This is a genomic window from Pseudoduganella sp. RAF19, from assembly GCF_052114165.1.
Classification (GTDB): domain Bacteria; phylum Pseudomonadota; class Gammaproteobacteria; order Burkholderiales; family Burkholderiaceae_D; genus Rugamonas.
In genome coordinates this window covers 35,447-60,250 of sequence record NZ_JBFREF010000017.1, presented here as the reverse complement: position 1 = coordinate 60,250, position 24,804 = coordinate 35,447, and the positions used below count along the sequence as shown (strand labels likewise).

The window sequence follows — 24,804 nt, the reverse complement described above, 5'->3', positions numbered from 1 at the left end:
GACCATAGCAAGTCGGTCCCACCCCTTCCCATCCCGAACAGGACCGTGAAACGACTTTGCGCCGATGATAGTGCTGCAACCAGTGTGAAAGTAGGTTATCGTCAGGCTAGTTATTGAAAAAGCCCACCAGGCGCATGCGCCGGTGGGTTTTTTGCTTTCTGAACCCAAGACATAAAACCAGGTGGCTGCCACGATGTGGCAGCCACCCGCTTTTGCGCCGTGGGTTTTTCAGCGCAGCAGCGCATCCAGCTACGCTACCCGCGCGGTGTGCTGCCATTGCCAAACGGGGACTTGATTGTCGTCGAATCCAGGCTGAGATCAAACACCCCAGACAATATCGTGGCCGCCGGTTTTGGCAGCGCGCAGCATTTCCAACAGGGGGAATGCGCGCTGGGCGAAGCTGATTTTCTGGCTTTCGGCCATCTCGGCGTCTTCGCCTTCGTCGGGCAAGGCGTGCGTTGGCAAATGTTGCCCGTTACTGGAGTCCACTTCAGGGTGCAGCTTGCTGAGCGCTACCTCTTTTTCCAGCAATTGCAAGGCATTCGAGGCTTCCGCCGCAGTGATTACGCCACGCGTTGGGCTCTTTTGCAGAAGGTCCATGATGCGCTCCACATGCTCGTGAGCCATCAAGACTTCCGGAGAGGATATTGAATTAAATTTGATCAACATGGCGCGCTTCCCGTAGTTTGTTGATGTGCTAATACGATAACACGTCTAGACAAAAGGCACATGCAGAGCACATGCGTGCAAGGTGCTATTAATTCACTTTAAACGAACTCATGAAGGTATCAACTATCTCGGTGTTGATATCTTTCTCTTTCCCCATCACGACCACTTGATACGCCCGTTTTCCCTGCGACTGGAAGCGCGCATGCAGCAGCATGGGGGTGCCATTTTGCACGCCATGCGCTTCGACCAGGAATGCGCCGTCTTTCGTGGTCTCTTTGCTGTTGCTTGCGCCGACGTTGCGCACCATCTGCGCCTTCATATCCTGCACGGCCTTGGCCGCCTTGCTTTCGTCGGGCAGTTCGGCGCTGCCGACGGCGAACAGGGTGCCTTCGACTTCAGCGGCAGCCATCGTCATTTGCACCTGCTCGCCATTCAGGTTGATATTACGCGTGTGCGTGGCAGGCTTGCCGGGGAACAGGACGGCGAACGGCGCATCGTTACTTCGGAAATCGCGCCAGTCGTACTTCGGACTGCAGGCCATCAGGATAGCGGCGGCGGCCATTACCGCAAGAGTGCGTTTAGTGTTCATTATGCGATGGTAGCAGGGCGGCGCAAGGAAGGGTATCGCATAAGTCCATCGACGGAATAGCAATCTCCACCGCGCAGTGCGAAGAAGGCCGCCGTCGCGCCGAGGATCAGCGGGTATTAGAAGGGAAGCCCGAGCCGGCTGTGGATCAGGCTTGCCGTACTGCTGAATGGATCGCCCATCGAACCATGCGGAATCCGCATGGCCTTAGGGATGCCATGCGCCGGCACGACAAGCCCGTAGACCACGCGCAGCAGTGCATAGCCGACAGACTCTGCTCGCGGCAAGCGCGCTGTTCCGGCCATCACGATTGCGGCGCCTTGCCCATCTTGGCGAGGGTCAGCGTTTCGTCTGCCCGGCCCCAGCCGCCGTCGGCGACTTCCTCCACCAGGACCATCGAATAAGGGCGTACGCCCTCCCCGTAGAACTCGACAAACATTGCCGTGGTGCGGTGAATGATCTCTTCCTTGCGCGCCGCGTCGATGATACCTTCCGGGAATTTGAAGTTTGCAAATGGCATGGGATTCTCCTGAAAAATGTAAAAGGGGTGCCTGCCGATCAGGCGAAGCCGCCGTTCGAGCGGATGACCTGGCCGTTGATCCAGCTGCCCTGCGGTCCAGCCAGGAAAGAAACCGCTTCGGCAATATCCTGCGGCTGGCCGATGCGCTCCAACGGTGATTGCATGACGATTTGCGCTACTTGTTCGTCGCTTTTCCCTTGGAAGAAGAGTTCGGTTGCAACTGGTCCAGGCGCGACGGCGTTGACCGTGATATTCCTGCCGCGCAGTTCATTGGCAAACACTCTGACCAATCCCTCGACACCGGCCTTGGAGGCGATATAGGGACCGTAAGTAGGCACATTCTTCGCGATGACGCTGGTCGACAGCGCTATGAAGCGGCCGCCGCTTTGCAAGTGCCGGGAAGCTTCCGCCATCAGCAGGAAAGTGCCGCGCAGATTGACTGTCATGATCTGGTCGAAGTCGCTGACTGACATCGCGGAGATCAGCCCGTTCTTCATGACGCCGCCATTTGCCACCACTGTATCGATGCGCCCGAATGCTTCGCGGGCACCCGCAAACAGTCCCTGCACCTCTGCCGGCTGACTGACGTCGGCCTTTACTGCGATGGACGTACCGCCCTTGCTGCGGATCTCCCCGACCACGCTGGCTGCTGCGTCTGCGTTGCCGGCATAATTCACGACAACCGTGTAGCCGTCGTCAGCGAGGCGGGAGGCGATGGTCCGGCCAATGCCGCGAGAAGCGCCAGTCACGATCGCGACTTTTCGTGTTGCTGCAGTCATTTCCTGCTCCTTCGTTGTTGATGGAACAGATTATTGTTGTTATCTGTCTGTGAATAAATGCGAAAATATGCACATATAAATTTCATGCGGATTAACAATGGACAGGCTCGACACGCTAGTCTTGTTCACCCGGATCGTGGAAACTGGCAGCTTCAGCCGGGCAGCCGAGATGCTGGATATTCCGCGTCCCACGGCGACCCACGCCATCAAGGACCTGGAAGCGCGCCTCGGTGTCCGCCTGCTTGACCGTACCACGCGGCAAGTGCGTGCCACCCACGATGGCCAGGCCTATTACGAACGGTGTGTGCACGTCCTGAGCGAGCTGGACGATGCCGAAGCGTCTTTCCGTCACGTGGCCTCGAACCCGCGCGGCACGCTGCGCGTTGACATGAGCGGTACCCACGCCATGCATATCGTGCTGCCCGTGATCGATGAGTTCCGCGCGCGTTATCCGAATATCGAACTGGTGGTGAGCAGTGGTGATCGCCTGGTCGACCTGGTGCGCGAAGGTGTGGATTGTGTGATTCGCGCCGGTACTTTGAGGGATTCGAACCTGATCGCGCGTCCGCTGGTGGTGATGCCGCAAGTCTTGTGCGCGAGTCCCGAGTATCTGGCGCGCTTTGGTACTCCGCGCCACCCGGATGAACTGCTGAACGGACACCAGATGGTCAAGTTCTTTGCCAGCAGCGGCGGAATCGATTATCCGCTTACCCTGATGGTTGATGGGGCTGCGAAAGACTATTCTCTTCCGGGGTGGATCAGCGTCAATGATGCTGAAAACAATGTGCTGTGCGCCTTGCGCGGCTGCGGCATTGTCCAGGTGCCGCGCTTCCACGTTGAACATGAGCTGAACGACGGCCGGCTGGTCGAGCTGCTGCCCGAATGGGAGAGCCCTGGCATGAAGATCTCAGCGCTATATCCCTACCGGCGCCAGTTGTCGCCGCGGGTGCGCGTGTTTGTCGACTGGCTCAGCGAACTGTATGCACGGCGTTTCAGCGCCTGAATCTCACTCCAGTCGCAGTCCGCGGCGCAATTGGATGGCCTCGCTGACGTGGTGCGGGGCGACTGTTCTTTCTCCGGCCAGATCGGCGATGGTGCGGGCGACACGCAGCACCCGATGGTAGGAGCGGGCGGACCAGTCGAATTTCGCCATGGCGAGGCGCAGGATTTCAACGCCTGCCTGGTTGGGCTTGCAGTAGCGGTCGACTTCCCGCGGCGTCAGTTGCTGGTTGCTCTTGTGCTGGCGCGCGAACTGGCGTTTGAAGGCTGCCCCAACTCGCCGGGAGATGTATTCGGAGGCTTCCCCGTCTTCGTCCGATTCCAGAATAGCGGCTGGGACTGGTCCGACTTCGATGTGCATGTCGATGCGGTCCATTAGCGGACCTGATATGCGGCCCTGGTAGTGCACAAAGTCATAAATAAACGCACAGACGCCTCTTTACAATCAAAGACTTACATTTTGTGCGTTTTACTCTCGGACGCCCAAACGTTCCTAATTAAACGCACATTTGGAAGTAGACCAAAAATGATCATAAATAAACGCACAACTCCCAAAAGGTGTGGAATTTTGCGACCTCAGACAGCAAGCACGAACTCGGGGCCACTAAGAAGGGCGCAGACATGAACGTCTGCCGCATGTGCGTCTGGGGGGAACTAGCTGCCAAGACCACTCCGCCAGCGATGAGAAAGCGTTCGATTGTCATCGTCAACAAAACGGGATTGTCTAAATCATGGACCCTCAATCGCGCTATACGGTCAGGTGGCCTGTGGAGTCTTGAACTCTACGGGCTGCCAACCAGGTCTCATCTCTCAAATGATTTATCACAAGGAATTTTATGGCTGCTAGCTACATTTCTGCAGTACAAGGCGTACGCCTGTTCCACGGTCTAATTTCACCATTCGTCCGATACGACGACGACGGCGCTTGCTATGAGAACCGGTTTGTTGGCGATTTTCATCCCGAACCAGACGGTGGATTCGCAGAATGGTTGGGTGACTACATTTATGAGCGTAAAGTTTCGTACCGTGTCTTCGACCATTACTGCCACTTCTTCGCTTGGCTTGACCACCTCAAGTACTACGTGAGAGAAGACGCTCCTCAACATCTTAGGAACGGTTTGGACTTTGCTGAGCTGTTTGAGTCGGGACCAGATCTCGACTATGGGCCAATGGTCTGCAGGAAGCTTGCCGCTGATTTTAGGAAATGGGATAGCCAAATAAAGGCCGACTGGGGCGACGAGGAAGGCTATCAGACCTATGCAAGGTTCAGAGAATGCTTCGAGTTTGCTTGTGTCGACGGAGCGGTGGGACTCGGCGGTTTCAGAGCCCCAAGTGAGCGGATTCTGCCAAGGCAAGTGTCGCCCAACGGTTTCGGCGATGAGGATTTAATTTAGTGAGTTTCCGTCCCACCTAAGCTTGATGTGAGCGCGCGATGGCGCTTTTGAGTTAAGACGCGTTCGCTTTTGGCCGCGATATGAGACCCACAGCTCTCTTTAGGCCCAGCACTTAGCGTTGGGCCTGCTTTCAACTGCGTCTACAGAATACGTGTGGTTCGGGCCAGTCAGATCAGTCGGTCCCGGTTTGCGCTGATTTGATGCGTCAGCTGAATCACAGACGCTTTGCTGATGGGACCATTTTGAAACTCCTGCGGCAGGGTGTCCACCACGGAAGCCATTCGGTCAATAATCCGGCCAGCTCCGGCCGCATCCAAGTCGGCGCCTTTGGCCAATGCCAAGAGGTGGCTTCGGCCAATATTGCGAGCCTCACCTTCTACGTCCATGTAGTGCTCACCACTAGGGCCGACGTTGAATGTGAGGTCGTAGCCTGGCGCAAGTTTCCATTGTCCCCCTTGATTGAGTCTATATGAGAAATTCTTGATATGGTCGTCACGATTGTTAAACAGCACGTTAAACACCGTGCGCTCGAAGGCTTTCCATACTTCTCGAACGTCCCTCGTCAAAAACTTCGTCGCTCGCAGGAAGGTCTTGTAGTCAATCTGAGGTTGACGGAAATTCGCATGCAGCAATCCCGCCAGGGTGTGGACGGGTACCCGAAGACCCACATGCATATCAAAACGATGCACGCCAAAGCCCGCAAGATTCGGTCCCAAATCGAAGTAGTAGGCAGTGGGCATCTCAAGACCGCACTGGCTTGCCAGTTCGGCATATGCCGCTTCTATTGCACAGACTTCTTTCGCTTCGCTCTGCGCGTGGAACTTAACCAGCAAGGGGTAGGAAGATTCCGAGGGGTGGCTACTAATGCGACCGGACATTCGGTCTCGATGAACCAGTGCCTTAGGGCGGGCGCCATGGGGTGAGCCGCCCAAAATGGCCAACTGTTCCAACGAACGAGGGTCTTCATCATTGAGCACGACTTGGGCATCTCGGGCCAGTTGCTGAAGATCCAGCCAGGTCGGCGCCATATCCGCAGAAATTTTAGGCTCGAACGTCAGAGCACCCATTGTCCGGTGCCCGATAAAGCCCAGCCGCGTCAGCGGCGAGATATTGCTGGTGTCCCAGTTGTGTTTGTGGAACAGGCGATTCATCAGAGTCATGCCCCAGCCGTCGGGCAGGCAGTCAGCAATAAGGCCTGGTAGATGTTCAAGATACTCCGGAAAGTTGCCATAGGCATCGGGTTGCAGCTTGAGGCGATACGGCGAGAGCTCTAGCCCTTGAGCCAGTGCTTCCGGAGAGTATTCGAAAAGGATGCGCCGGCCGTTATCCGCAAGCGTGCCGAGAAGCCAGTTCTCACCCCAGCCTTGATACCTGACGTCGACCTTCTTCATGTGCGTTGCTTTGCTGTGCGGGGTGCGCGTTTGCGCTGACCCTCCGCTTCCATTTCCATGGCAGCGATGGACATCGGTTCTGGAAGTACAAATAGCCCAGTGAGTTCGCCTTCCAGCCCTAGCGCGCGTATCACAGCTATCAGGCTGCCTAAAGTGGAAGTTCCTGCGGTCTCGAAGGTTTGGACGGCATTGCGGCTTAGACCGGCGCGGGAGGCCAACTCTGCTTGAGACCAGCCGCGGCGCAATCGTACTGCGGCCAACCGTTTGCCCAGTGTTCGAGCAATCTCAGCGTCAGATGCTAGTGTAAAGTCCAGAAAAGAGGGCATGAATGGCTATTTTTCTAGCTAATGCCTTAAATGTGTGCGATAACTGCGGTAATGTCAATGAGGTATGTATATAACGCCTCAAAAGGCAGGCTTTATTTCGAATTTTTCGATGTAAGGCATAGATATATGGGTATTAATGGGGTGATCGATTATGCATGATCGTGCGGAACCGAACCTTAGCGCTGCTCGGCAGCGGTTTTTCCTGGCGGCGAATCGCCATCGTGAAAGACCGTTACGACAGAATGTTCTTGGCAGCCCAGTTTCACAAACGTAAGGCAGAACTGACAGGTGGCGGCTGTTGAATGTCGACCTCCGATGGATAGGCTCCGACAGGTTTGCACTTTGGTGGAGTCAATCGAAGAGCTCCCGCTCCGCGACACTAGCCCGAAGCCCCGTTTGAAGGCGGATGGTTTTATGTGTTCAAGCCGACTAGTTCTTGTGACCAAGGGCTGCGATCCTGAGATACGTTGGTTCAGCCATCTTTTCATGCGTCTTTGAACTGCCATCGGTTGCGGTCTGACACCATTTTCTTATAGCCGGAATTCGTGAAAAATGCGGCGACAGCCTCGCCGGCCTGAAACAATAGTTCTGCAGATGGATTTTCTGTGGGTGTGTATAGAACCGTTCCATCATCGACGTCGTGGCGAATCAGCGGAGTGATGGCTTGGAACGTTGCGACTGCGTTAGCCAGCAAGACTTCATCGACGCAATTAATTTCGACGAACACATCACGGTCGTCATCATAGATGTATAAGCTTGCGTCAAAGATGAAGGAACTGAGTGAACGTCTCGACGAGTCGGTGAACTTCACTGCCAGGAGGATGTCGCTGTAACGGCCTTGCTTCACCCCATGGATATCGAACCCAAATTTTTCGACGGCAAGGTCTACTGCTGGCTCAATCGACAGTAGGCTCATATAGCCAGTTTCGACAGGCATATCATCTTTTCCTAGACTCTCGGTCACTAAGGCCAGCGCGACGCCTGAATGGTCGAGCACAACACCACCGCTGAACCCGCCACGAGCCATGGTTGAAGCGATGAAGTGAAGCACCGGAGAATGCCATACTCGCACCACAGCACTGATCTGTCCTAGGGTGACGACTTGGCTGGGCATGGTCGTGAATGGAATCGGCGGGTAGCCTATGACAAGAATGTCTGAAAGGACTAAGTCATTCTCTTGAAGAGAATAATCTGTGTGATCGCTAACCGTGATTGCAGGCAAAGGCACTTCCCCGAGGTCGACACTAAAGATTGCGACGTCTAAACCGTCAGGACCAAAATAAGGCCCATCCAGAATTTTCAAGTAACGCGGCGGGGCTACCTTGCCACCAGCCTCTTCTGTTAAGTGCGTTGACTTCGTGGTCGCGATTTCTTTTATAGTCATTCCGTCAACCACATGTCGGGCCGTAACGAAAATCCCATCCCCGATGTGGAACGCGGTCCCAATTCCCTCGTCTCCTTTCCCATCAATAACCGCGACAAATGCGACAGCCCCCGCAGCGCGTACATAGGTTTCGTGGAAAGCATTTCTTTCAGTCATATAACTTGTTCCAAATATTTTCTGTTGTGCTCGACAGGGCCAATTCTCCGCTGCCCAAACCTGAGAAGACCTGTACTGCCAATGAGCCCGCGTAACGAAGTTACTTCTGATAGGAAAGTTATGTTGCTCAATTAACCTTAAATGAGCCTTTGGTGTATGCTATTAAATTAGTAAATACTTATCAAGTCTTACAACCTATACAGCAAATAAGGAGAGCGCCATGGGAAGCACAGGGTCTGGCCGTTTCACTGACTACTCTGGCTCAAAGAAGCCCGATGCGCCCGGAGCTGAAGGAGGAGGAGGTTCGAGTGGAGTAGACAGGTGCCAACAATCCTTCGAGTGTGTTTTGGAAGAGGTCGCACAATGCACCTACTATATGCAAACAGGCGGCGGAGTTCCTGGTCCCGGCTCAGTGCTGACAGTTATGTTGCGCGGTCGATTGTTCGCAGTAGACTCCAGCGGCACGACAGTTGGTGCACTGCCGAATGCGTTCAACTACTTGGCGGCGTGTCTTGCTGACGGAACCAACTATGTTGGCCTCGTCAAGGCGGCGTCGGCAGGTCCAGTTCCCACTGTTTCGGTTGACTTCACCCCTCACTGATCATGGAGAAATCAGCTCCGGTATTGATTCTCGGCGAGGTTGTAGTTGATTTCACGCTGCCGCAAAATGGCGCGCTGTGTAAGCTGCGTTTAGGCGGCGTCGTACATGCCGCGCGAGGCCTCTGGGCTGCCGGCTTGGAGTATTCCGTTGCGGCCTTCTGCCCTCAGTATCTAGTGGATGACACACGAGACTACCTCTTAGCTCACGGCTGCAAGGAATTTCATTGGCTGGGTAATGTCGTCGGTGCGCCTAATGTTGTAGTGATTGGTGACGCCACAGAGGTGTCGCATCAAGGCTACGAGGATCTGCTGCGAGAACGAAAACAGATTACATTGAATGAGCAATTGCCAAGCCTCGCCAGCTACGGGAAGGTAGTTGTCTTCCCAGGTAAGTTCGATGTTACAGCGTTGCTGACCTTGTTCTCACCTGACGCAAAGTTCACGTTTGACGTTGCGTACGATATCGACGACCTTTCGTCGCTACGCGCGTTTCGTGAGCGCCTGGATGCAGTCATCATTTCGACGTCCTCAGAGCTTTTCATTAGGGCCGGGAACGACAATGTCGAAAACCTGATTGACGAAGTAAAGACGCTGTCTCCTGTAGTGTTCTTGTTGAAGGAGAACAGAGGAGGGAGCAGGCTTTTCGACATGCAGAGCGGCAGCGTTGAAGAGATACCGGCGACGTTAGGTAAAACCGTAAATTCGGTCGGCGTTGGCGACGTGTACACGGCTGTTATGGTCGGACTATCCGAAAAGGGTTGGCATGAGGCTGCGTGGCGCGGCTGCCAGGCAGCTACGGCATACTCACAGACCACGTACCCCGACGACCTTAAGCGAGATATCCAACGTAGCTTCAGGCTTCCAGTAGACGTCTTGCGAGCTCTCGGCGGAGTGGCGCTTCCTTGGCACGACCGCCAGAAATTTTCCATCTACTTGGCCGGCCCCGACTTCTCATATTTCGACAAGCCCGAGCTTGATCTCGCCGCCGAGAGCCTGGCGTATCACAACTTCAAGGTGCGGCGCCCAATACTGGAAAATGGAGAAGTTGAACGACCCGCTCGTGAAACCGAGCTGGCCCATACTTTTCAAAAGGACTATCAGCTCTTGACGGATTGCGATGCAGTCTTCGCAGTCCCACTGGGGCGAGACCCAGGTACGTTAGTAGAAATCGGGATGGCAATCGCACTGGGCAAACCTGTCATTACGTTTGATCCTCGCAATGAGAACCCCAATACGATGGTCATGGCTGGGAGTGATGTATACTCCGGGGTCCTTGATGAATGCCTGAATGGCACCTTCCAAGTTTTAGCTAAATTGAGGGCGAGAACACAATGAAGAAAGCCCTGCTTCTGGCCTCCGGAGGACTTGATTCGACGACCGTTGCGTACAAGCTCGCATCAGAAGGCGTCGAGGTTCTGCCTGTCTTTTTCGACTACGGTCAGCATTGCGTGGACGTCGAATGGAACCGCGTTAATGAGGTTCTGCCTGCGGGTATGCAGCCTCCAGAGCGTCACAATATTTCTGACATCTTTCGAGGCTCTCAGTCCCGCTTGATTTGTGAGGCGGATCTCTGGAACGATGACGTAAAGGACGACGACCTTTATATCCCTTACCGGACGATGTTGTTCTTTGCTGCGGCCGCGGCGCGAGCACAGACGATCGGCATCCTCGATGTCTATACTGGTTTTATCAACAGCAACCACGCAAAAGAAATTGACTGCACGGCAGATTTCATGAACAACCTTGATGGACTCACATCGAGCATTGGTCCTGTTCGCTTTCACTCTCCATTTCGCTTTTCTTCCAAGGCGGACGTGGCACGTTCCGCAGTCTCACTTGGAGTCCCGATTGGCCGGACCTATTCGTGCCAAGCGTCTGGGCAGTTTCCTTGCGGCGCGTGCCCGAACTGCGTGGAGCGATTGAACGCATTGAAAGAGGCAGGGTTAGTGTGAGCGCAGTTTTAGACCAGGACGCAGCCATCCAAATTCTGCTGGCGGCGCGCCGTATTGCAGACCATGCGAAGGAGGAGGGCGCATTGGCCTGTTTGCAAATACCTCGCGCCACCTGTGATCATATGGGAGGCGTGCTTGCCGATTCCGTGCTTCAGGCAGGGCTCAATTACACAACCGTCGTACGGCCGCGAGTGATGGCAATTTTGCAGACCTATCCAAAGGTCGACACGGTGTCAGCATTGGTTAAGTTGACAAAAAAGCGCAAGACTGCCGAGTTCCTGAACTGGAATCATTACGAGAAGGTTACCCGATTTGAGTCCTTAGTCTCGTTCATGAGGGACTGGGAGGTCGAAGATGTTGAAGATTTGCGGTCAGCATTGAAGGATGCGAATTTCTGCAGCGCGATGCAAACCCTCAACGGCATTGGTCCAAAGACTGTCGATTACATGGCTTGTCTCGTTGGAATCGACTCCATCGCTGTGGACCGTCACGTTCGTACTTTCGCCAAAAAGGTAGGCGTCGAAAATAGCGATTACCATTTTTTGCAAAGGTCCTTTTGCTGCGCGGCCGACTTGCTTGCACTGCCTAGGCGGGAGTTTGATGCTTGGTTATGGCGCAGCGCGTCGTCCTCGGCTCAGCAGCAACTAAACCTCGCTCTGTAAAGCGCCTGGTTTGAAGGTCCTTACCGATTATCAGAACGAAGGCTAGATTTGCCGCATACTAAACGCCGCGAAAACGAGAGGTGAAGTAGCTCCCACAGGCGAAGATCGCGAAGCAAAGTCTGCTCCGCGATCTTCAGGCCTCGATTGCGATGTCTACTTATTTCCAGGTTCTTGGAAGACTGCTTTATCGGTTTGTCCAAATCGGAGACCCATGTTCAGCAGCGTGCGTTTGCTATCGTTGCTTACATAGCCGTGTTCGACGACACTGCCCAACACAAGCCATAAATTGTCGTCTACTCTGTACTGGGCGCCGTAACCGAACCTTCGAACATTTGAAGACAGTACGCCATCAGTTCGAACACGCGAGAGACCGGCATCAACAAAGGCATTCCAGCGGTCGCGACTGAAACGGAATCGAACAATGGCATCAGTGCGCTCTTCATCATGAAGCTTACTGTCGTCGTCACTATCCTGCACCGGCATGTGCCATTTTTTCGATAGCGATAGTTCGAATAACTTTCGAACCGTCGCGGAGGTATTGGCGAACTCCATCCCCTGAGAATAGGTAGTCCAAATCATTGCAGGTCCAGACTTAAGGTCTCGTAATTTTTCTGAATCACCCGTCTTCCATGCTTTAGACGCACCGGCGTACCAGCGAGGCTCCTTCCATAGCTCTTTGCTTTTGGCGGCCCAGGCCTCCCCAGCACAGTTGTTTGCCTTCAATGCATACTTGGCTTGCTTCTCCGTCCACTGCTTCTCTTGATCCTCATTCATGAGCTTGACTGGCATTGGAGGTTCGCCAAGTTCCGTAAGCGCATCCCGGGCACAGGCGTCAGGCAATGACCAGTACAGTCTAGGATCCGCCCTATCGAAAATCCCAAAGGTCAATGACCCTGCAAGCTGCTGGCCAATTTGCTTATGCTCAGATTTTGCGGTCGCCAACTCAACAGAAGTCCGGGCCCACACTTGTGTCAGGTAACTGGCCTCATAGTCTTCACCGGCGCGCAAGGTTCGCGGGAAAAATAAACTGGCAGGTGCAATCTGAAGTGATACCCCCTCCTTAACTTTTCCTGATGCGTCCGTTCCTTTAGCTAAGGCCATCGCAAAATCTTTTGGAGTGGCCGGATGGTTAATGTCTCCAACGTTAACCCCTAACGCGCTTAAGCCAGGCGAGTCGGTTATATTTCTACCATCTTCCTGGGTTAAGGTTTCGGAAAGCTCCTTCTTCAGTTGCGGTGAGAGCGACGCCAAAACGCTTCCGCCACCACCTGGCGGCGTGTCAGGTTTATCCTCCTTAGGTACCTGAGGGGTCTCAGCCACTTCAGCTTTTTCCTTTAGTTTTACAGGCATTTTGGGCAATGGAACTGCAGTGTCCGCTGCCACATTGACAGGAACAGGCGCAGTGCCTTTGTTTGCGTTCGTTGACGTCTTAGGACGGAGACGAATCACGATCTCCGTTCCCACAGTCCATCTCCCGACTTCTTCAAATTGTTCATTGCCAATGGTGACTTCGGTTTGGGCCATTGCGAGCGATGCGCAAAGAAATGCTGTGGTGCTGAATAACGCCTTCAAGTAGGTGTAGATGCTCATAGTGGCGCTCCGATTGCAACGCCGTCGTCAATCACGGGAATGATTTGAACCTTTTCCGAGATAGTGGCCTTGATAGCGTTCGTCACACTTTGTTGTCCTTGTTGTACTACAACTGTCACCGTAAAGCTGGTGGGGCCGGTGCGCTGTTCAGGCGGGACAGGATTGGTTGCCCAAATGCTCCACGATACGTAGCGTGGGTTAAGCAGTTTTTGAATCTCAAATGTTACTTGCGCTATGCTGCCAGCCTTGCCAGTACTCCTGGCCTTACCGTCGTTGTCCTTCGCCAAAAACACGTGATCTTTATTGCGCACACTGGCTAGCACTTGCAATAGCAGCCCAGCGTCTACAGAAAACTCGATGGTGACTGGCTGGCTTGGATCCAGAACAAATTCGGGAGAAAAGCCGAATCCCTTATTTTTCGAGACAATTTTTGATTTCATAACAAACCCCAAGTGGAAGCGCTTACCGAGGCAATTGAAAGCGCAAGATATTGTTAAAATTTTATGCCTCGATTTTAAGTCTGAAGCAACATTTGCATCAAAAACTATCCAATTGTCACCAATCGAATTTTCCGTACATTTCGCTTTGGGAACGCGAATCTTTCATTTGCTGAGTGTTTAAAAAAACAACAGTTCGTCTCGGGGTGCCTTCAGTTTTTCGAAGAAGCGTCTCACTAAGTTCTGTTGTTTATTTGTTGCCGTAAATGGCGTTGTGATAGTTGGTGAGAATTTTCTGGCGTGGTAAGGAGCAAAATGTTTCGCTAGCTTTCCCCAGCGCAGGTAGCAACCGCTGGTAGATTTCTGTGTGCCAACTGAAAGGACGCATATGACGGAAGAGGAACGCATTGCGCGCAATCAGAATCGGCTCCTAGAACTATTTCCGTGGTTCTCGAGTCGCTTGCAATTTGTAATCGCTGACCTCGAAAATGCGAAGTTTCGGCCTCGCATTCAAGATGCGTGGCGGTCACCTGAAGACCAATTAAAGGCTTACAACTCGGGACATTCTCAGCTTCGTTATGGATTCCACAACGTCACTGGAGCAGACGGAAGCAAAGAAGCGCTAGCCGTGGATCTACTAGACGACGACTTCCCGCTTTCTTCTCGTTCTACTTATCTAATCAGGTTAGCGGCCGCGGCTGAAAAGCATGGACTGATGACCGGTATTCGATTCGGTCTTCAAACGGCGAAGATGATCCAAGCTGTAGACCAGGCAATATTGACAGAGCAGTGGGATGCACCAATCAAAATCGGCTGGGACCCGACACATGTGCAGCCGGTCGGGCTTTCACCTGAGCAAGCTAGGATGGGGAAACGACCAAGTTAAAACAAGAACCGATAAGTCCATTTTTGGGGGAACGACCATGTTCAAAAAGAATATTACAACGAGCCAGTTGCAAAACTGGGCGGTCTACAGTTCTCAAGCAGCTCAGTCACCGGATGCTGCTGCGGGAGCGATTTACAAACATGCCAATGAGACCGTGGAGGAATCCAGAAAATGGTACTGGAAGAGTATCAAGGCAAAAAAAGCCAGTGCTTTGCTAGTTCGAATTTTCACGTTTGCTTTCCTTTTTGCAGGGACCGTTTTGCCGGTCCTCGCAGGCGATCCTGCCGCGGAGCGAGTGAGGCAACTTCAGTTCGGGGTGATTGCGCTCGCAGCTGCAGGATTGCTTCAACTGGCCGACAAGGTATTTGGCTGGTCCAGTGGTTGGGTTCGTTACATAACCACAGTCACGCCTATGGAGGCACTGGCAACTCGGTTTGAGATGGATTGGTCCGGCTATATGTTGTCAAAGTCGGGCTCTCTAGAGACTTCAGATGTTGGGCAACTATTCCCTCTGGCGAAGAAATTCGTAGACGATGCGTTGAAGCTCCAATCAGATGAGACTGACAAATGGGTTGCCGAATTCAATAATGGAACCGCAGCGTTGGCCGATGCGATCAGGGCAGGTAAAGAAGTCGCAGAGCGAACTCTCGACTCATCGAAAACTGCGGCAGCGAGCGCGGCGCAAACCGGAGCGCTACAGCTAACGATTACAAAAGCGAACGCAGATGACCAAATTGCCGTCAGTGTCGACGGCGAAATGCCGACCCCTTACGCAGGTAGTATTTGGGCGCGCACCAACGTCCCGTTAGGTGTTCGGTTGGTACAAGTTCTAAATTTGACCACGCAAGCGAAATCGGTAGTTCAGGCGCTTATAGTTCAGCCGAATGCCGTTACAAGTGCGACCGTCGCGGTATAGCACGCGAGAGAACTTATGAGGCTTATTCTGGGGAAGTGTTACCTATACCGCTGGTAGTATCCGGCCACTTCTTTAGGTTCCCGTTCCGCGCTGCGCTTGGAGGCCAAAATGGTGAAATCAGATTCGCTTGTGCTTATCAAAGACAGTCCGTGGTTTTGGTTCATGTCCCTGCTATTTGGAGCATTCCTGTCTGGATTCGCAGCGTATGCAGGTCTTATGACTCTGCTAGGGCGTACGCACGTTAGCAGCGAAGAGCTTACGAAATTGAAAGCGAGCGCGGATTCGATTCCTTTGCTTCAACAGCAGTTGGTTGCTGCAAATCTTGAAGCTCAATCGCGAGACAGAGAACTAAAGCGATCGGAAGGCGTGCGATGCGACGGTCCTGCGGCAAAGATTACCGAAGTCATTCCGATGACATTTCGAGGGTCTGGAACTGGTGAGACCAATTTAATAGCCATTTCTGCGGCGCCTGTTGCGCGGATTGCTCGAATAGTTGCCCATGCAGTCGCAACCGCACAGATTAACGGCTATATGAAATTAGAGGTCACTGGAGCGGGGCAGAACTGCAAGTCGGGCAGGGTGTACCGAAATCCAACGGCGGGACCAGAGCTCTCGGCACAAGTCACGTGCGATGAACCTATTCCTCCAGGTGAATCCCGTCAATTTATTGCACGAGCGCCGAATTACGATGCGGACGGTCGCTCAGTGGATATAGAGGTTACTTTACGTCCCCAGAATTAGTGACAGTTTCGCCGTACGAAGCCCCGGCAAAGCGAGAATGTAACTCGCCAGGAGACCTGAGGGAGATGTAATGTGGGGATGGAGCCGGAACGTGACCTGGCACCATAAAGTGCAGTGACTAATATTTGTCTTACAGGCACTGTTGGATGAGCTACAGTGCGAATTTGTTCCGCAGCCATATGCGGACGTCACATACAGCTTGCTAACTTTAAAGGCTCGCATCTACGAAAGGCGATACTCCATGGACGATCAAGATAACGAACACCTCAGCCTTCTAGCTAAACTAGCAAAGGTTGTTTCGCCGCATGTTCATCGTACAGTCATTTCAATTGCAATGGGCTTAGTCGGGGCAGTGATGCCGTTTCTTTTCAAAGTCTTTCGCGAAGATTCCAATTATTCTGTTGTCGTCCTGATTTTGGTTGTAGCAGGCTATTTTGTGCTCAACATCCTCACCGATCTACTAACAAATTCTATCGTCGATATTGAAATATCCGTGACCTCAGCAACTGTTCGGATAATGGGATTAGCCATATCCGAGCGAGTCGTCGCGGCGAGGGACGCGGCTCTCTCCCTAACCTATTTGAGAAGGTTTAAGGAGCGACATTCAGGAGTAAAGCTGGCGCTGCTAGCCTCTGCCACCGTACTCTCAATCCTTAGCTTGAGGTTCCCGGATCTTGACTTACTTCAGTTCGCGACGGTCTCAATCGCAGCGTTGGGTCTGCTCGTGCTAAAGGAGGCCGTGGTTCAGTATAGAATCCGCAACGGTTTATTTGGGACAACAAGCTTTGAAGCACGAGAACTCATCGATTTCATTGTGAAAAACTCAGATGACATTGATTTTACAGACGGCGATGGAAACCTTCGAAAAGCACTGCTTCCACAGGAGAAGGAGCTAGGCAACGCGAAGCCGCATTTTACGCCCGGCGGAGTGAGTATCTAATGGACAACGTAGACTCCGGCTCGCGTATCCTCAATCGCGCACTTGATATTATCTTCACAAAGTATCCTGCTCGTACAGGCTTAGGCGTCATACTTGGTTGCACTCTTGGATTTACAGCAAGACTATTCGCTCCAGCGCTTAAATCTATAGAGTTTGCCGACTTTTCCGGGGCGCCTTGGTGGGGCTGGATAACGCTCGGGATTCTGATTATGCATTCCCCGACCATCACGTCTCTTTTTAAACAGAAGGCAATCGGGAACGACGCCATTGATCAGGCTCTCGACCTAATTGATCGTGGCAACTTTACTCAGGCGGAACGTCGTCAACAATACCGGAACTTAATTGAGCGCGTTTCAAGCAACGTCGCGCTTAGTCAGACAACTAAGCGCACTGTGAAGAAAATTGAGAAGAGCATTACAGAAGGTGAAACAGCATCTCGGGGCAAATAGCTGAGAAATGGAATCTATGTTGACGTTTGCGGAAGTGCACATATCTGGCTTTGTCGAAGGATGTAATAACGGCGGGCGCGGCTGTTTATGCGGCCTCTATCGCCACAAAGGGTTTAACAACTTGGCAGCGTCAGTTTCGAGGTCAGCAGGACTTTGCGCTAGCCCGTCAGATCGCGCTGGCGGTCGCGAAGTATCAAAGCGCCATTGACGGAGTGCGAAATCCCCTAATCTGGTTCGAGATGAAAGATCGACCTGTCAAACTATCCGACGCCGAGAAGGCGAGATTTGACGGCATAGCGGTAGAGTACAAGAAGCGCTGGGATGCCGTGGTGACTGAGCGCGATATTCTCGAGTCCGCCATCCTCGAGGCAAGGGTGGTATGGAAGAATGGTGCCGAGCTCCTGCCTCTCTGGTCAACGCTGTTTGAACTGGAGAAGGAGCTCCGCCGCAGCGTCTACAATTACCTCACTTCGATCAATCCGGAGGCTTTGGCGACTGTAAAGTTTGCTGCAGAAAAAGCGCAAGGCAAAGCGCGGGATATTCTTTACGACGTCTTGGAGGCCGATCAACCCGACTCGTATCGGAGCGAGGTAGCGGAAGCATCATCCAAGATTGTTGAATGGTTGGCGCCAAAGCTGATGCGGTAATTATGTCCTCAAATGATAGCCCCGCCATACGGAGGGGCGTTCGAGGGGAGGAGTCTGCAGCGGCATAGACCGGATCACCTTGCGCCACCACTGGCGCCCAGCGCGCGACTGTTTTCGTCGGAAATACTCACACATAATCACGCCCGAGGACGCCCTAAAGGGTACATGCATTCTGCCGACATAGTCTCAGACTTTAATTCCAATTTTATGCTGTGGCCGCTATGTGACGAGCTTCTAATAAGGGTTGCCTTTTTCACTTCAAAAAGGCAAATTACCTGATGGCTATTTCCAATGCGTGCGGGATAGCTTTCATCTTTGTTAGGACGAGGAGCCGCAATGGCCAAGAAAAAAAAGAGTGGAGCTGACTCGATAGTCGGAGGCGTCATTGTAGTAGTGCTGTTCGGATTGTTTTCGCTACCTACGCCTGTTCTCATTGTTCTTGGTTTCGCTGCGGTCGTCGCCGGCTTTGTGTATTTGCAGTCCAAGTGGAAGAAGCCATCTGATACTCAGGCAGTTCCGAGGACACCCGCACCTTCGACTCCTACGAAATCACAGCACAAATCGGTGATGACTACGCCGAAGCCTCATCAGTCGGAGGACGCGTCGGTCGAAATTTCAATAGGCGTCGTAAACCTCGAGCCGACGAAATCACGGTACGTTGCGGAGTTGCCGATGCCGAAGGCTCGTCAGTCAACGAGTACTACGACTGAGGTACCTGTAAGCGTTCAGCGCGCTGCGCAGCAGACCACCGCGGCCTATCAGATACCAAAGGCTCCGCCTGGATATGGCGAAGCCAAGTTCATACCCTTGGGAGAGTCCATAACTGTAGCTGGCATATCGCTGCCAGGTGGATTGATATACGTCGGTACTAGGCTGGTGGCGGGCAATCGCCAAAACGATCCTTGCTTGATTGATCCTTCAAAGCCGGTGTCTCAGCGAGGGAACTACGCCGAAAGGCAAATGGGTTACTGGCCCGACTACGGAACAATTTCACCGGAGGCCAGACGGTCGTATTTGAACTGGCTCGCTGGTGGACGGAAGGATTCCGATGCCGACATTGGCTTTGTGTTCTTGTTCTTCTACGGACTCGAACGCCGGGTCCTCGTCGACAGCATCAAGGATCCATCCTTGCGAGCAGAATGGCCGGCCATCAGAAAAGAACTGGAACGACTCATTGGCATATACGGCGCGCAATCCGCTTCATTCGCGCGCTATGCAAGTACCTTGCTGATGTGGCTAAGCCAAGGTGAACTTGAACAGAAGCCTTATCTAACTCCACTGCCCAAATTTGAGCGTGCAGGCGAACTGCCGTTCGCTCTGCGATTTGCGCTGGGGCACGCTGCGTTGAATAAGGTGCCAGTGCCAGCAAAGCTTGCGCTAGCATGGATACGATTAGATCCAATGTCTGCGTTACGAACCGCAGCGTACCGCTGCGCTGAAGAATTCGATCGGCTATTCGAGATTGAATACGAAAAAGCCTTCGGTCAAGGCATAGTCATCGCAAAGAACCGAACCAAGTTGAAGCTGACCTATGCTCCTGCGTCCTCGGGATTCGGTGGCCAGATTCAAGTGGCCGACATTGGCGAGGTGCCAGACGTTTCGGTTCTTACTGCTCCCTTGAATAAGCTGAACAACTTGGTCGAAGTGGTTACCAAGGAGCTTGACTCTTATAGCCGATTTGTCGGCAAGAACCCGGATAGCCGTAATGCTTTAGAGGGGCTGCTGCTGCTTCCAGTTTCCTTATGGCCTGCAAGCGTTCACTCCACGCTCAATGCCTTGAGGGAGCGTATCGGGAACGAATGGGTGGTGATGACGTTCCAAGCGCTGCAGGATGCTATCGGTGCTAAAGGTGCGCTTAACAAGGAAAACAGTCTAGCCTTGGCTCAAGCGTTGGAGTCGCTGCAGATTGGGATAGAGCCAGATATCCTTGCTGGCGCAAAAATACCGAAAGCTGACGAAAGCGTAGTACTCTTTGCAGTATCCGCAGAGGACGTCTCGGTTCGCGCGACTCCTACATATAAGGCAGCCTTGTTGACACTCCAGCTCGCATCGACGGTTGCAAATGCTGACGGCGATTTCTGTACCCAGGAGCTGGAACACTTGCATCGCCAAGTTCAATCGTGGACGCACCTGACGCCTAATCATATCCTTCGACTTCAGGCGCATCTTCGCTTACTACAGATCACACCGGCTTCCTTGGCTGCACTGCGATCCAAACTCGACGGAGTGGATGCAAACACTAAAAATGCAATTGCGTCGTTCATGGCGACTGTTGCCCAGGCTGACGGAACAGTGTCGCCAGAGGAAGTGAAGGTCTTGGAGAAGCTTTACAAGGCACTCGGTGTGGATGCGAAGCGCGTCTTCACCGACGTGCACGTGGCGGCGGCGGGCGGAGTACCGGTTGGAGTATCTGCGGAAAAATCTCAAAGAACGGGTTTCAAGCTCGATGTAGCTCGTATCGCAGCACTGCAAAAAGACACCGAAGCCGTCACAGTACTCCTTTCTGGCATTTTCAATGAAGAGGAGACTTCTCATGAAACCGCTGAAGTCCCAAGCGAAGATGTTCCTGTCAAAGAAAATTTGCTGGGATTGGACGAGCCACACACAGTTCTTGCGCGTTTGTTGATGTCTAGGTCCGAATGGGCGCGAGATGAACTCGGTGACGCCGCTGCCGACTTGGAGTTGATGCTCGACGGAGCGTTGGAGACCATCAACGAAGCAGCTTTTGACGCGCACGATGTTCCATTCATCGAAGGCGATGATCCCATCTCTGTAAATCCTGAACTCTTGGAGAAATTAGCTGCATGAATACGCCCATCCGACTCAAAGACCGTGATGCGGTCATACAATCCCTCCGCGCCGGCGTAGTGCCTCGGACCGGTCAGCATCTGATTCAGGTGGGGCGGGTGAGAGAAATTGAAACGCTGGTCGGCGATATCGAGCGAATCGCAGACGGTGGAGCGGCGTTCCGCCTGGTGATTGGAGAGTATGGTGCTGGTAAGACATTCTTTCTAAACGTCGTGCGCGCCGTTGCGTTGGAGAAGAAGCTAGTCGTTGCCACTGCTGACCTGAATCCAGACCGACGTCTTCATGCTACAGGAGGCCAGGCTCGCTCCTTATATTCCGAACTGATGCGGAGCTTATCGACACGTACGAAGCCAGACGGTGGTGCGCTTGCTGGCATCGTCGAGAAGTTTATTGCTACCGCCAAGGCGGAAGCTAAGGCTGGCGACCAGTCTACCGAGGCAATTATCCGTCATAAGTTGGACCAGCTGACTGAACTGGTGAATGGTTACGACTTTGCTGATGTTATCGCAGCGTACTGGCGCGGTTATGAAGATGGAAATGAGCAGCTGAAGGCCGATGCGATTCGCTGGCTGCGTGGAGAATTCCATACCAAGACAGATGCACGGCAGGCTCTAGGCGTACGCGCCATCGTTGACGATGCAGAGGTCTATGATCAATTCAAACTTATGGCGCGCTTTGTTCGCTTAGCCGGGTTCTCTGGCCTGCTAATTGGCTTGGATGAATTGGTCAACTTGTACAAGCTGGCAAATACTCAAGCAAGGAACTCGAACTTCGAACAGATTCTTCGTATTCTGAACGACTCTCTCCAAGGAGCGGCTGTAGGCTTGGGGTTCGTCCTAGGAGGTACGCCTGAATTTTTGATGGACACGCGCAGAGGACTTTACAGCTACTCCGCGCTGCAAAGTCGGCTCGCCGAGAACACGTTTGCGGCAAATGGCAGGGTCGATTTCAGTGGCCCGGTCGTTCGGCTCTCGAGCCTAACGCCTGAAGACTTCTATGTTCTTCTTCAGAAGGTCCGATTTGTTTATGCAATGGGAGATGAGTCGAAGTTCTTGTTGCCGGACCAGGGTATTGCCAGCTTCATGGAGTATTGCTCTAACCGGATTGGAGAATCGTACTTCCGTACGCCTCGTACGACAATCACGTCATTTATCAATATGCTCGCGGTGCTAGAGCAAAACCCGGGCGCCGCATGGCAGGAACTCTTAGGGGGAATAGAAATCCAAGCCGATAACGGCGCGGCCATCGAACAAGCCATTGAGACCGACGGCGAAGACGAGTTCGCTTCATTTAAGATGTGAGGAAGGTGATGGCGGATAGTTCTTCGTTCTATCAACTGGATGAGCGAATACAACGCTACCTCTGGACAGAGCAGTGGGAGTCGCTCCGTGACGCTCAAGAAGCAGCAATTCCGCTTATCGTCAACGCGGACTGCGATGTCATCGTGGCTGCCGCTACCGCCGCCGGTAAGACTGAGGCAGCATTTCTACCGGCGTTGACACATCTTTTACGAAATGGGGCCTCCAAGCTTATAGTCTACGTGAGCCCGTTAAAGGCGCTAATCAACGATCAATTCGGACGGCTACAGCGCCTGTGCGAGCGCTTAGACATTCCAGTTTGGCCTTGGCATGGGGACGTATCGTCGTCGACGAAACGGCGTTTTCTTGAGCGACCATTTGGTGTTTTGTTGATTACACCCGAGTCTTTGGAGGCGCTTCTATGCAATCGCGGTACCGCGTTGAAGTTCATCTTCGCAGAGACAGCATACGTCGTGGTGGACGAACTACACGCCTTCATTGGAAATGAACGAGGGAAGCAGCTGCAGTCGTTGATGCATCGTGTCGAGCGTGTAATAGGTCGCACATTGCCACGCATCGGTCTATCAGCCACCTTGGGCGATATGGCGCTGGCTGCTGATTTTCTACGACCAGGTGCGGGGGCGAAAGTAAAGATAGTCTGTTCCCGCTCTTCGAGCACAGAGCTTAAAGTGCTCTTAAAGGGATACGAGGAGCCGCGGGAGATAGCTGTACCCGAAGAGAGCGTCGATACCTCCGAGGATGAAGGCGAAACAGAGCCGGTCGCGCCTGGTGCAATTGCCGCGCATCTTTATAAGGCTTTACGTGGTTCGAACAACCTCATCTTTCCTAATTCTCGGCGTGAAGTTGAACGGTTCACGCATCTGCTAAACGAGCTCTGTGAACTGAATCATGTACCAAATGAGTTCTGGCCACATCACGGCAATCTGTCGAAGGAGATTCGCGCCGAGACGGAAGAGGCGTTGAAGCAGAAAGAAAGGCCAGCAAGCGCCATATGCACCAACACTCTGGAACTTGGCATCGATATTGGACAAGTCAAAAGCGTGGCTCAGATTGGGCCGCCGCCTTCCGTCGCAAGTCTGCGGCAACGCCTCGGCCGGTCTGGTCGTAGAAAGGGCGAGCCCGCGATCCTGCGCGGTTACTGCGTTGAGGACGCAATTACTGCCAAGGCATCGCTTGCAACTACACTGCGCCTGAGCACTCTGCAGATGGTTGCGATGATTTCGCTACTCACCGACGGCTGGTTTGAGCCTCCAATGGCGCACGGTGCTCATTACTCAACGTTGATTCAGCAGATCCTTTCGCATGTTGCTCAGGCTGGGGGGGCAAAGGCAAGTCAGCTGTACGCATTGTTTTGTGCGCCGGGCGCTCCCTTCAATGGAACGTCAAAGTCCGCATTCTCAGATTTGCTTCGAGAGCTCGGGAAGAGAGATTTGCTCATTCAAGAGTCATCTGGCTTATTGCTGCACGGTGCGCTGGGCGAGAAATTTGTCAATCACTACACCTTTTACGCCGCCTTCGCGACCGATGATGAATACCGTATTGTTGCTGGGGCCAAGACTTTAGGGACACTTCCAGTTTCACAAATGCTCTGCGCCGGACAACGTATTCTTTTCGCCGGGAAGACATGGACTGTCGAAAGTATTTACGACGAATCCAAGACCATATTTGTGACTCGCGCTCGCGGAGGTGTTCCGCCTCTTTTCAGTGGCGGTAGTGGAAGAACGCACACGCGGGTTAGGCAAAGAATGAGGGAACTCCTGGAAGCAGATGACGTTCCAGGCTTCCTTGACGAAACCGCGCAGCGGTTCCTCGCCGAAGCGCGAATTGATTATGCTGCGAAGGGGCTGGCCAAGGGCACCATCTTAGATCAGGGCCATGAGCTGCTTCTGATCACCTGGCTTGGTGATGCCTCAAATGAGGCAATCGCATGCTTGCTGAATCATCGGGGCTTGACGGCCCAAACTGCAGGACTCGGTGTTGAGGTCATGAAGCTTGGAGCATCAGCGGAAGAGATCGTCGACAGAGTATTAGATATCGCAAGTGAAGATTTCCCTGATGTGCACGTGATGTTAGAGGGGGCCAAAAATCTACAACGAGCGAAATGGGATTGGGCCTTGCCGGAGGGGCTATTGAGAGAGAGTTATGCGAGCCTATATCTCAATCTGGAGGAGGCGGGGCAGTGGTTACGCGCCTTAGCGGAAGGATTCGCTGATTAACTTACTAACTCAGACTTGACCTCACACGCTGTTCGGTGAGCGGCAGCAACCCCTTGAGCGGACAACCGCGTTCGCTAATTGTTGGAAATTAAACAGCTATTGGCTTGCAGTGGTGAATCGTTCAGAGGCTGCCATCGTACCAACCGTCTGGCCAAACACTGGGTCGAAAATTTCCGTCTCATGAGGACCACGTGTATTCCACCCATATACTCTTGCCGCCTGCCCGAAGCATTGCGCAATCCACTGCCTCTCGGGCTCCATCTCCGCAGGAAAGTCGTACACACAAACTTCAACGCAGTCCCAGTGTTTACTGCGAATATCAAACTAATCGCGTCCGAGAACATCAGGTCATGACTTTGTATGCTGGTGTTGCGCGAGAGCGCACCTGTCTGGAACATGAAAGCGTTACGCTGACGGTCCTCCGCAAACCGGAATTC

General features: G+C 53.1%; 25 protein-coding genes and 1 rRNA gene. 15 read left to right on the top strand and 11 right to left on the bottom strand.

The genetic code is table 11. The features are described from left to right. Positions 1-107 (top strand): 5S ribosomal RNA (gene rrf / locus AB4Z19_RS29950); the annotation flags it as partial. Between the two features lie 211 nt (positions 108-318). Here rrf and AB4Z19_RS29945 read toward each other — a convergent pair. From AB4Z19_RS29945 to AB4Z19_RS29925, 5 genes are all read right to left on the bottom strand, one after another. Then, on the bottom strand, positions 319-669 hold the full coding sequence (locus tag AB4Z19_RS29945) for a DUF1840 domain-containing protein (RefSeq protein ID WP_442026121.1): 351 nt from the start codon (positions 667-669) through the stop codon (positions 319-321). Positions 670-757: 88 nt separating this feature from the next. Continuing rightward, positions 758-1,258, bottom strand: coding sequence for a hypothetical protein (locus tag AB4Z19_RS29940; protein WP_442026120.1), 501 nt, complete (start codon positions 1,256-1,258; stop codon positions 758-760). A gap of 116 nt (positions 1,259-1,374) precedes the next feature. Continuing rightward, a complete protein-coding gene (locus AB4Z19_RS29935; protein ID WP_442026119.1) occupies positions 1,375-1,542 on the bottom strand; it encodes a hypothetical protein in 168 nt (55 codons plus the stop codon). A gap of 17 nt (positions 1,543-1,559) precedes the next feature. Further along, the gene (locus AB4Z19_RS29930; RefSeq protein WP_442026118.1) at positions 1,560-1,775 is read right to left on the bottom strand and encodes a tautomerase family protein; all 216 of its coding nucleotides are present in this window, start codon (positions 1,773-1,775) and stop codon (positions 1,560-1,562) included. Positions 1,776-1,813: 38 nt separating this feature from the next. After that, positions 1,814-2,554 (bottom strand): SDR family oxidoreductase, encoded by a 741-nt coding sequence (locus AB4Z19_RS29925; RefSeq protein ID WP_442026117.1) that lies wholly within the window; start codon positions 2,552-2,554, stop codon positions 1,814-1,816. A gap of 97 nt (positions 2,555-2,651) precedes the next feature. Here AB4Z19_RS29925 and AB4Z19_RS29920 point away from each other — a divergent pair, with 97 nt between their 5' ends. Continuing rightward, positions 2,652-3,557 carry a LysR substrate-binding domain-containing protein gene (locus AB4Z19_RS29920; protein WP_442026116.1) on the top strand — a complete coding sequence of 302 codons (906 nt, stop codon included), beginning with the start codon at positions 2,652-2,654 and terminating at the stop codon, positions 3,555-3,557. Positions 3,558-3,560: 3 nt separating this feature from the next. Here the strand turns inward: AB4Z19_RS29920 and AB4Z19_RS29915 are convergent, their stop codons facing one another. After that, on the bottom strand, positions 3,561-3,962 hold the full coding sequence (locus tag AB4Z19_RS29915; protein ID WP_442026115.1) for an ATP-binding protein: 402 nt from the start codon (positions 3,960-3,962) through the stop codon (positions 3,561-3,563). 427 nt (positions 3,963-4,389) lie between these two features. On the opposite strand from AB4Z19_RS29915, the gene AB4Z19_RS29910 reads away from it, so the two are divergent. Continuing rightward, on the top strand, positions 4,390-4,947 hold the full coding sequence (locus tag AB4Z19_RS29910; protein ID WP_442026114.1) for a hypothetical protein: 558 nt from the start codon (positions 4,390-4,392) through the stop codon (positions 4,945-4,947). 167 nt (positions 4,948-5,114) lie between these two features. Here the strand turns inward: AB4Z19_RS29910 and AB4Z19_RS29905 are convergent, their stop codons facing one another. The 3 genes from AB4Z19_RS29905 to AB4Z19_RS29895 all read right to left on the bottom strand — a co-directional run bounded on the left by AB4Z19_RS29905 (position 5,115) and on the right by AB4Z19_RS29895 (position 8,204). After that, positions 5,115-6,338: a type II toxin-antitoxin system HipA family toxin gene (locus AB4Z19_RS29905; protein WP_442026113.1), complete on the bottom strand. Its 1,224-nt coding sequence runs from the start codon at positions 6,336-6,338 to the stop codon at positions 5,115-5,117. Next, complete coding sequence (locus AB4Z19_RS29900) at positions 6,335-6,664, bottom strand: helix-turn-helix domain-containing protein (RefSeq protein WP_442026112.1); 330 nt, start codon at positions 6,662-6,664, stop codon at positions 6,335-6,337. Before AB4Z19_RS29900 ends, AB4Z19_RS29905 begins: the two co-directional genes overlap by 4 nt. Before the next feature lie 484 nt (positions 6,665-7,148). Further along, positions 7,149-8,204, bottom strand: coding sequence for a S1 family peptidase (locus AB4Z19_RS29895; RefSeq protein WP_442037081.1), 1,056 nt, complete (start codon positions 8,202-8,204; stop codon positions 7,149-7,151). 603 nt (positions 8,205-8,807) lie between these two features. Here AB4Z19_RS29895 and AB4Z19_RS29890 point away from each other — a divergent pair. The 3 genes from AB4Z19_RS29890 to AB4Z19_RS29880 are packed head-to-tail and all read left to right on the top strand — an operon-like array spanning position 8,808 to position 11,418. Beyond that, positions 8,808-10,139, top strand: coding sequence for a nucleoside 2-deoxyribosyltransferase (locus AB4Z19_RS29890; protein WP_442026110.1), 1,332 nt, complete (start codon positions 8,808-8,810; stop codon positions 10,137-10,139). Further along, complete coding sequence (locus AB4Z19_RS29885) at positions 10,136-10,756, top strand: 7-cyano-7-deazaguanine synthase (RefSeq protein ID WP_442026109.1); 621 nt, start codon at positions 10,136-10,138, stop codon at positions 10,754-10,756. Before AB4Z19_RS29890 ends, AB4Z19_RS29885 begins: the two co-directional genes overlap by 4 nt. Beyond that, the gene (locus AB4Z19_RS29880; protein WP_442026108.1) at positions 10,753-11,418 is read left to right on the top strand and encodes a hypothetical protein; all 666 of its coding nucleotides are present in this window, start codon (positions 10,753-10,755) and stop codon (positions 11,416-11,418) included. Before AB4Z19_RS29885 ends, AB4Z19_RS29880 begins: the two co-directional genes overlap by 4 nt. 153 nt (positions 11,419-11,571) lie before the next feature. Here the strand turns inward: AB4Z19_RS29880 and AB4Z19_RS29875 are convergent, their stop codons facing one another. Further along, positions 11,572-13,008: a hypothetical protein gene (locus AB4Z19_RS29875; RefSeq protein ID WP_442037079.1), complete on the bottom strand. Its 1,437-nt coding sequence runs from the start codon at positions 13,006-13,008 to the stop codon at positions 11,572-11,574. Beyond that, positions 13,005-13,448: a hypothetical protein gene (locus AB4Z19_RS29870; RefSeq protein WP_442037078.1), complete on the bottom strand. Its 444-nt coding sequence runs from the start codon at positions 13,446-13,448 to the stop codon at positions 13,005-13,007. Before AB4Z19_RS29870 ends, AB4Z19_RS29875 begins: the two co-directional genes overlap by 4 nt. A 385-nt stretch (positions 13,449-13,833) precedes the next feature. Here AB4Z19_RS29870 and AB4Z19_RS29865 point away from each other — a divergent pair, with 385 nt between their 5' ends. From AB4Z19_RS29865 to AB4Z19_RS29825, 9 genes are all read left to right on the top strand, one after another. Continuing rightward, positions 13,834-14,331, top strand: a complete 498-nt coding sequence (locus tag AB4Z19_RS29865) for a hypothetical protein (protein WP_442029976.1) — start codon at positions 13,834-13,836, stop codon at positions 14,329-14,331. 37 nt (positions 14,332-14,368) lie between these two features. Further along, positions 14,369-15,247 carry an SLATT domain-containing protein gene (locus tag AB4Z19_RS29860; RefSeq protein WP_442037076.1) on the top strand — a complete coding sequence of 293 codons (879 nt, stop codon included), beginning with the start codon at positions 14,369-14,371 and terminating at the stop codon, positions 15,245-15,247. 108 nt (positions 15,248-15,355) lie between these two features. Beyond that, the gene (locus AB4Z19_RS29855) at positions 15,356-15,988 is read left to right on the top strand and encodes a hypothetical protein (protein WP_442029905.1); all 633 of its coding nucleotides are present in this window, start codon (positions 15,356-15,358) and stop codon (positions 15,986-15,988) included. A gap of 241 nt (positions 15,989-16,229) precedes the next feature. After that, positions 16,230-16,928, top strand: a complete 699-nt coding sequence (locus AB4Z19_RS29850; RefSeq protein ID WP_442029398.1) for a hypothetical protein — start codon at positions 16,230-16,232, stop codon at positions 16,926-16,928. Continuing rightward, a complete protein-coding gene (locus tag AB4Z19_RS29845) occupies positions 16,928-17,377 on the top strand; it encodes a hypothetical protein (RefSeq protein ID WP_442029400.1) in 450 nt (149 codons plus the stop codon). The genes AB4Z19_RS29850 and AB4Z19_RS29845 overlap by 1 nt, the downstream gene beginning before the upstream one ends. Before the next feature lie 50 nt (positions 17,378-17,427). After that, a complete protein-coding gene (locus tag AB4Z19_RS29840; RefSeq protein ID WP_442029402.1) occupies positions 17,428-18,024 on the top strand; it encodes a hypothetical protein in 597 nt (198 codons plus the stop codon). A 336-nt stretch (positions 18,025-18,360) separates the two neighbouring features. Then, positions 18,361-20,832, top strand: a complete 2,472-nt coding sequence (locus AB4Z19_RS29835; RefSeq protein WP_442037074.1) for a TerB N-terminal domain-containing protein — start codon at positions 18,361-18,363, stop codon at positions 20,830-20,832. After that, complete coding sequence (locus AB4Z19_RS29830; RefSeq protein WP_442026743.1) at positions 20,829-22,133, top strand: ATP-binding protein; 1,305 nt, start codon at positions 20,829-20,831, stop codon at positions 22,131-22,133. The genes AB4Z19_RS29835 and AB4Z19_RS29830 overlap by 4 nt, the downstream gene beginning before the upstream one ends. Positions 22,134-22,141: 8 nt before the next feature. Then, positions 22,142-24,367, top strand: coding sequence for a DEAD/DEAH box helicase (locus AB4Z19_RS29825; protein ID WP_442026745.1), 2,226 nt, complete (start codon positions 22,142-22,144; stop codon positions 24,365-24,367). Positions 24,368-24,804 lie beyond the last annotated feature (437 nt).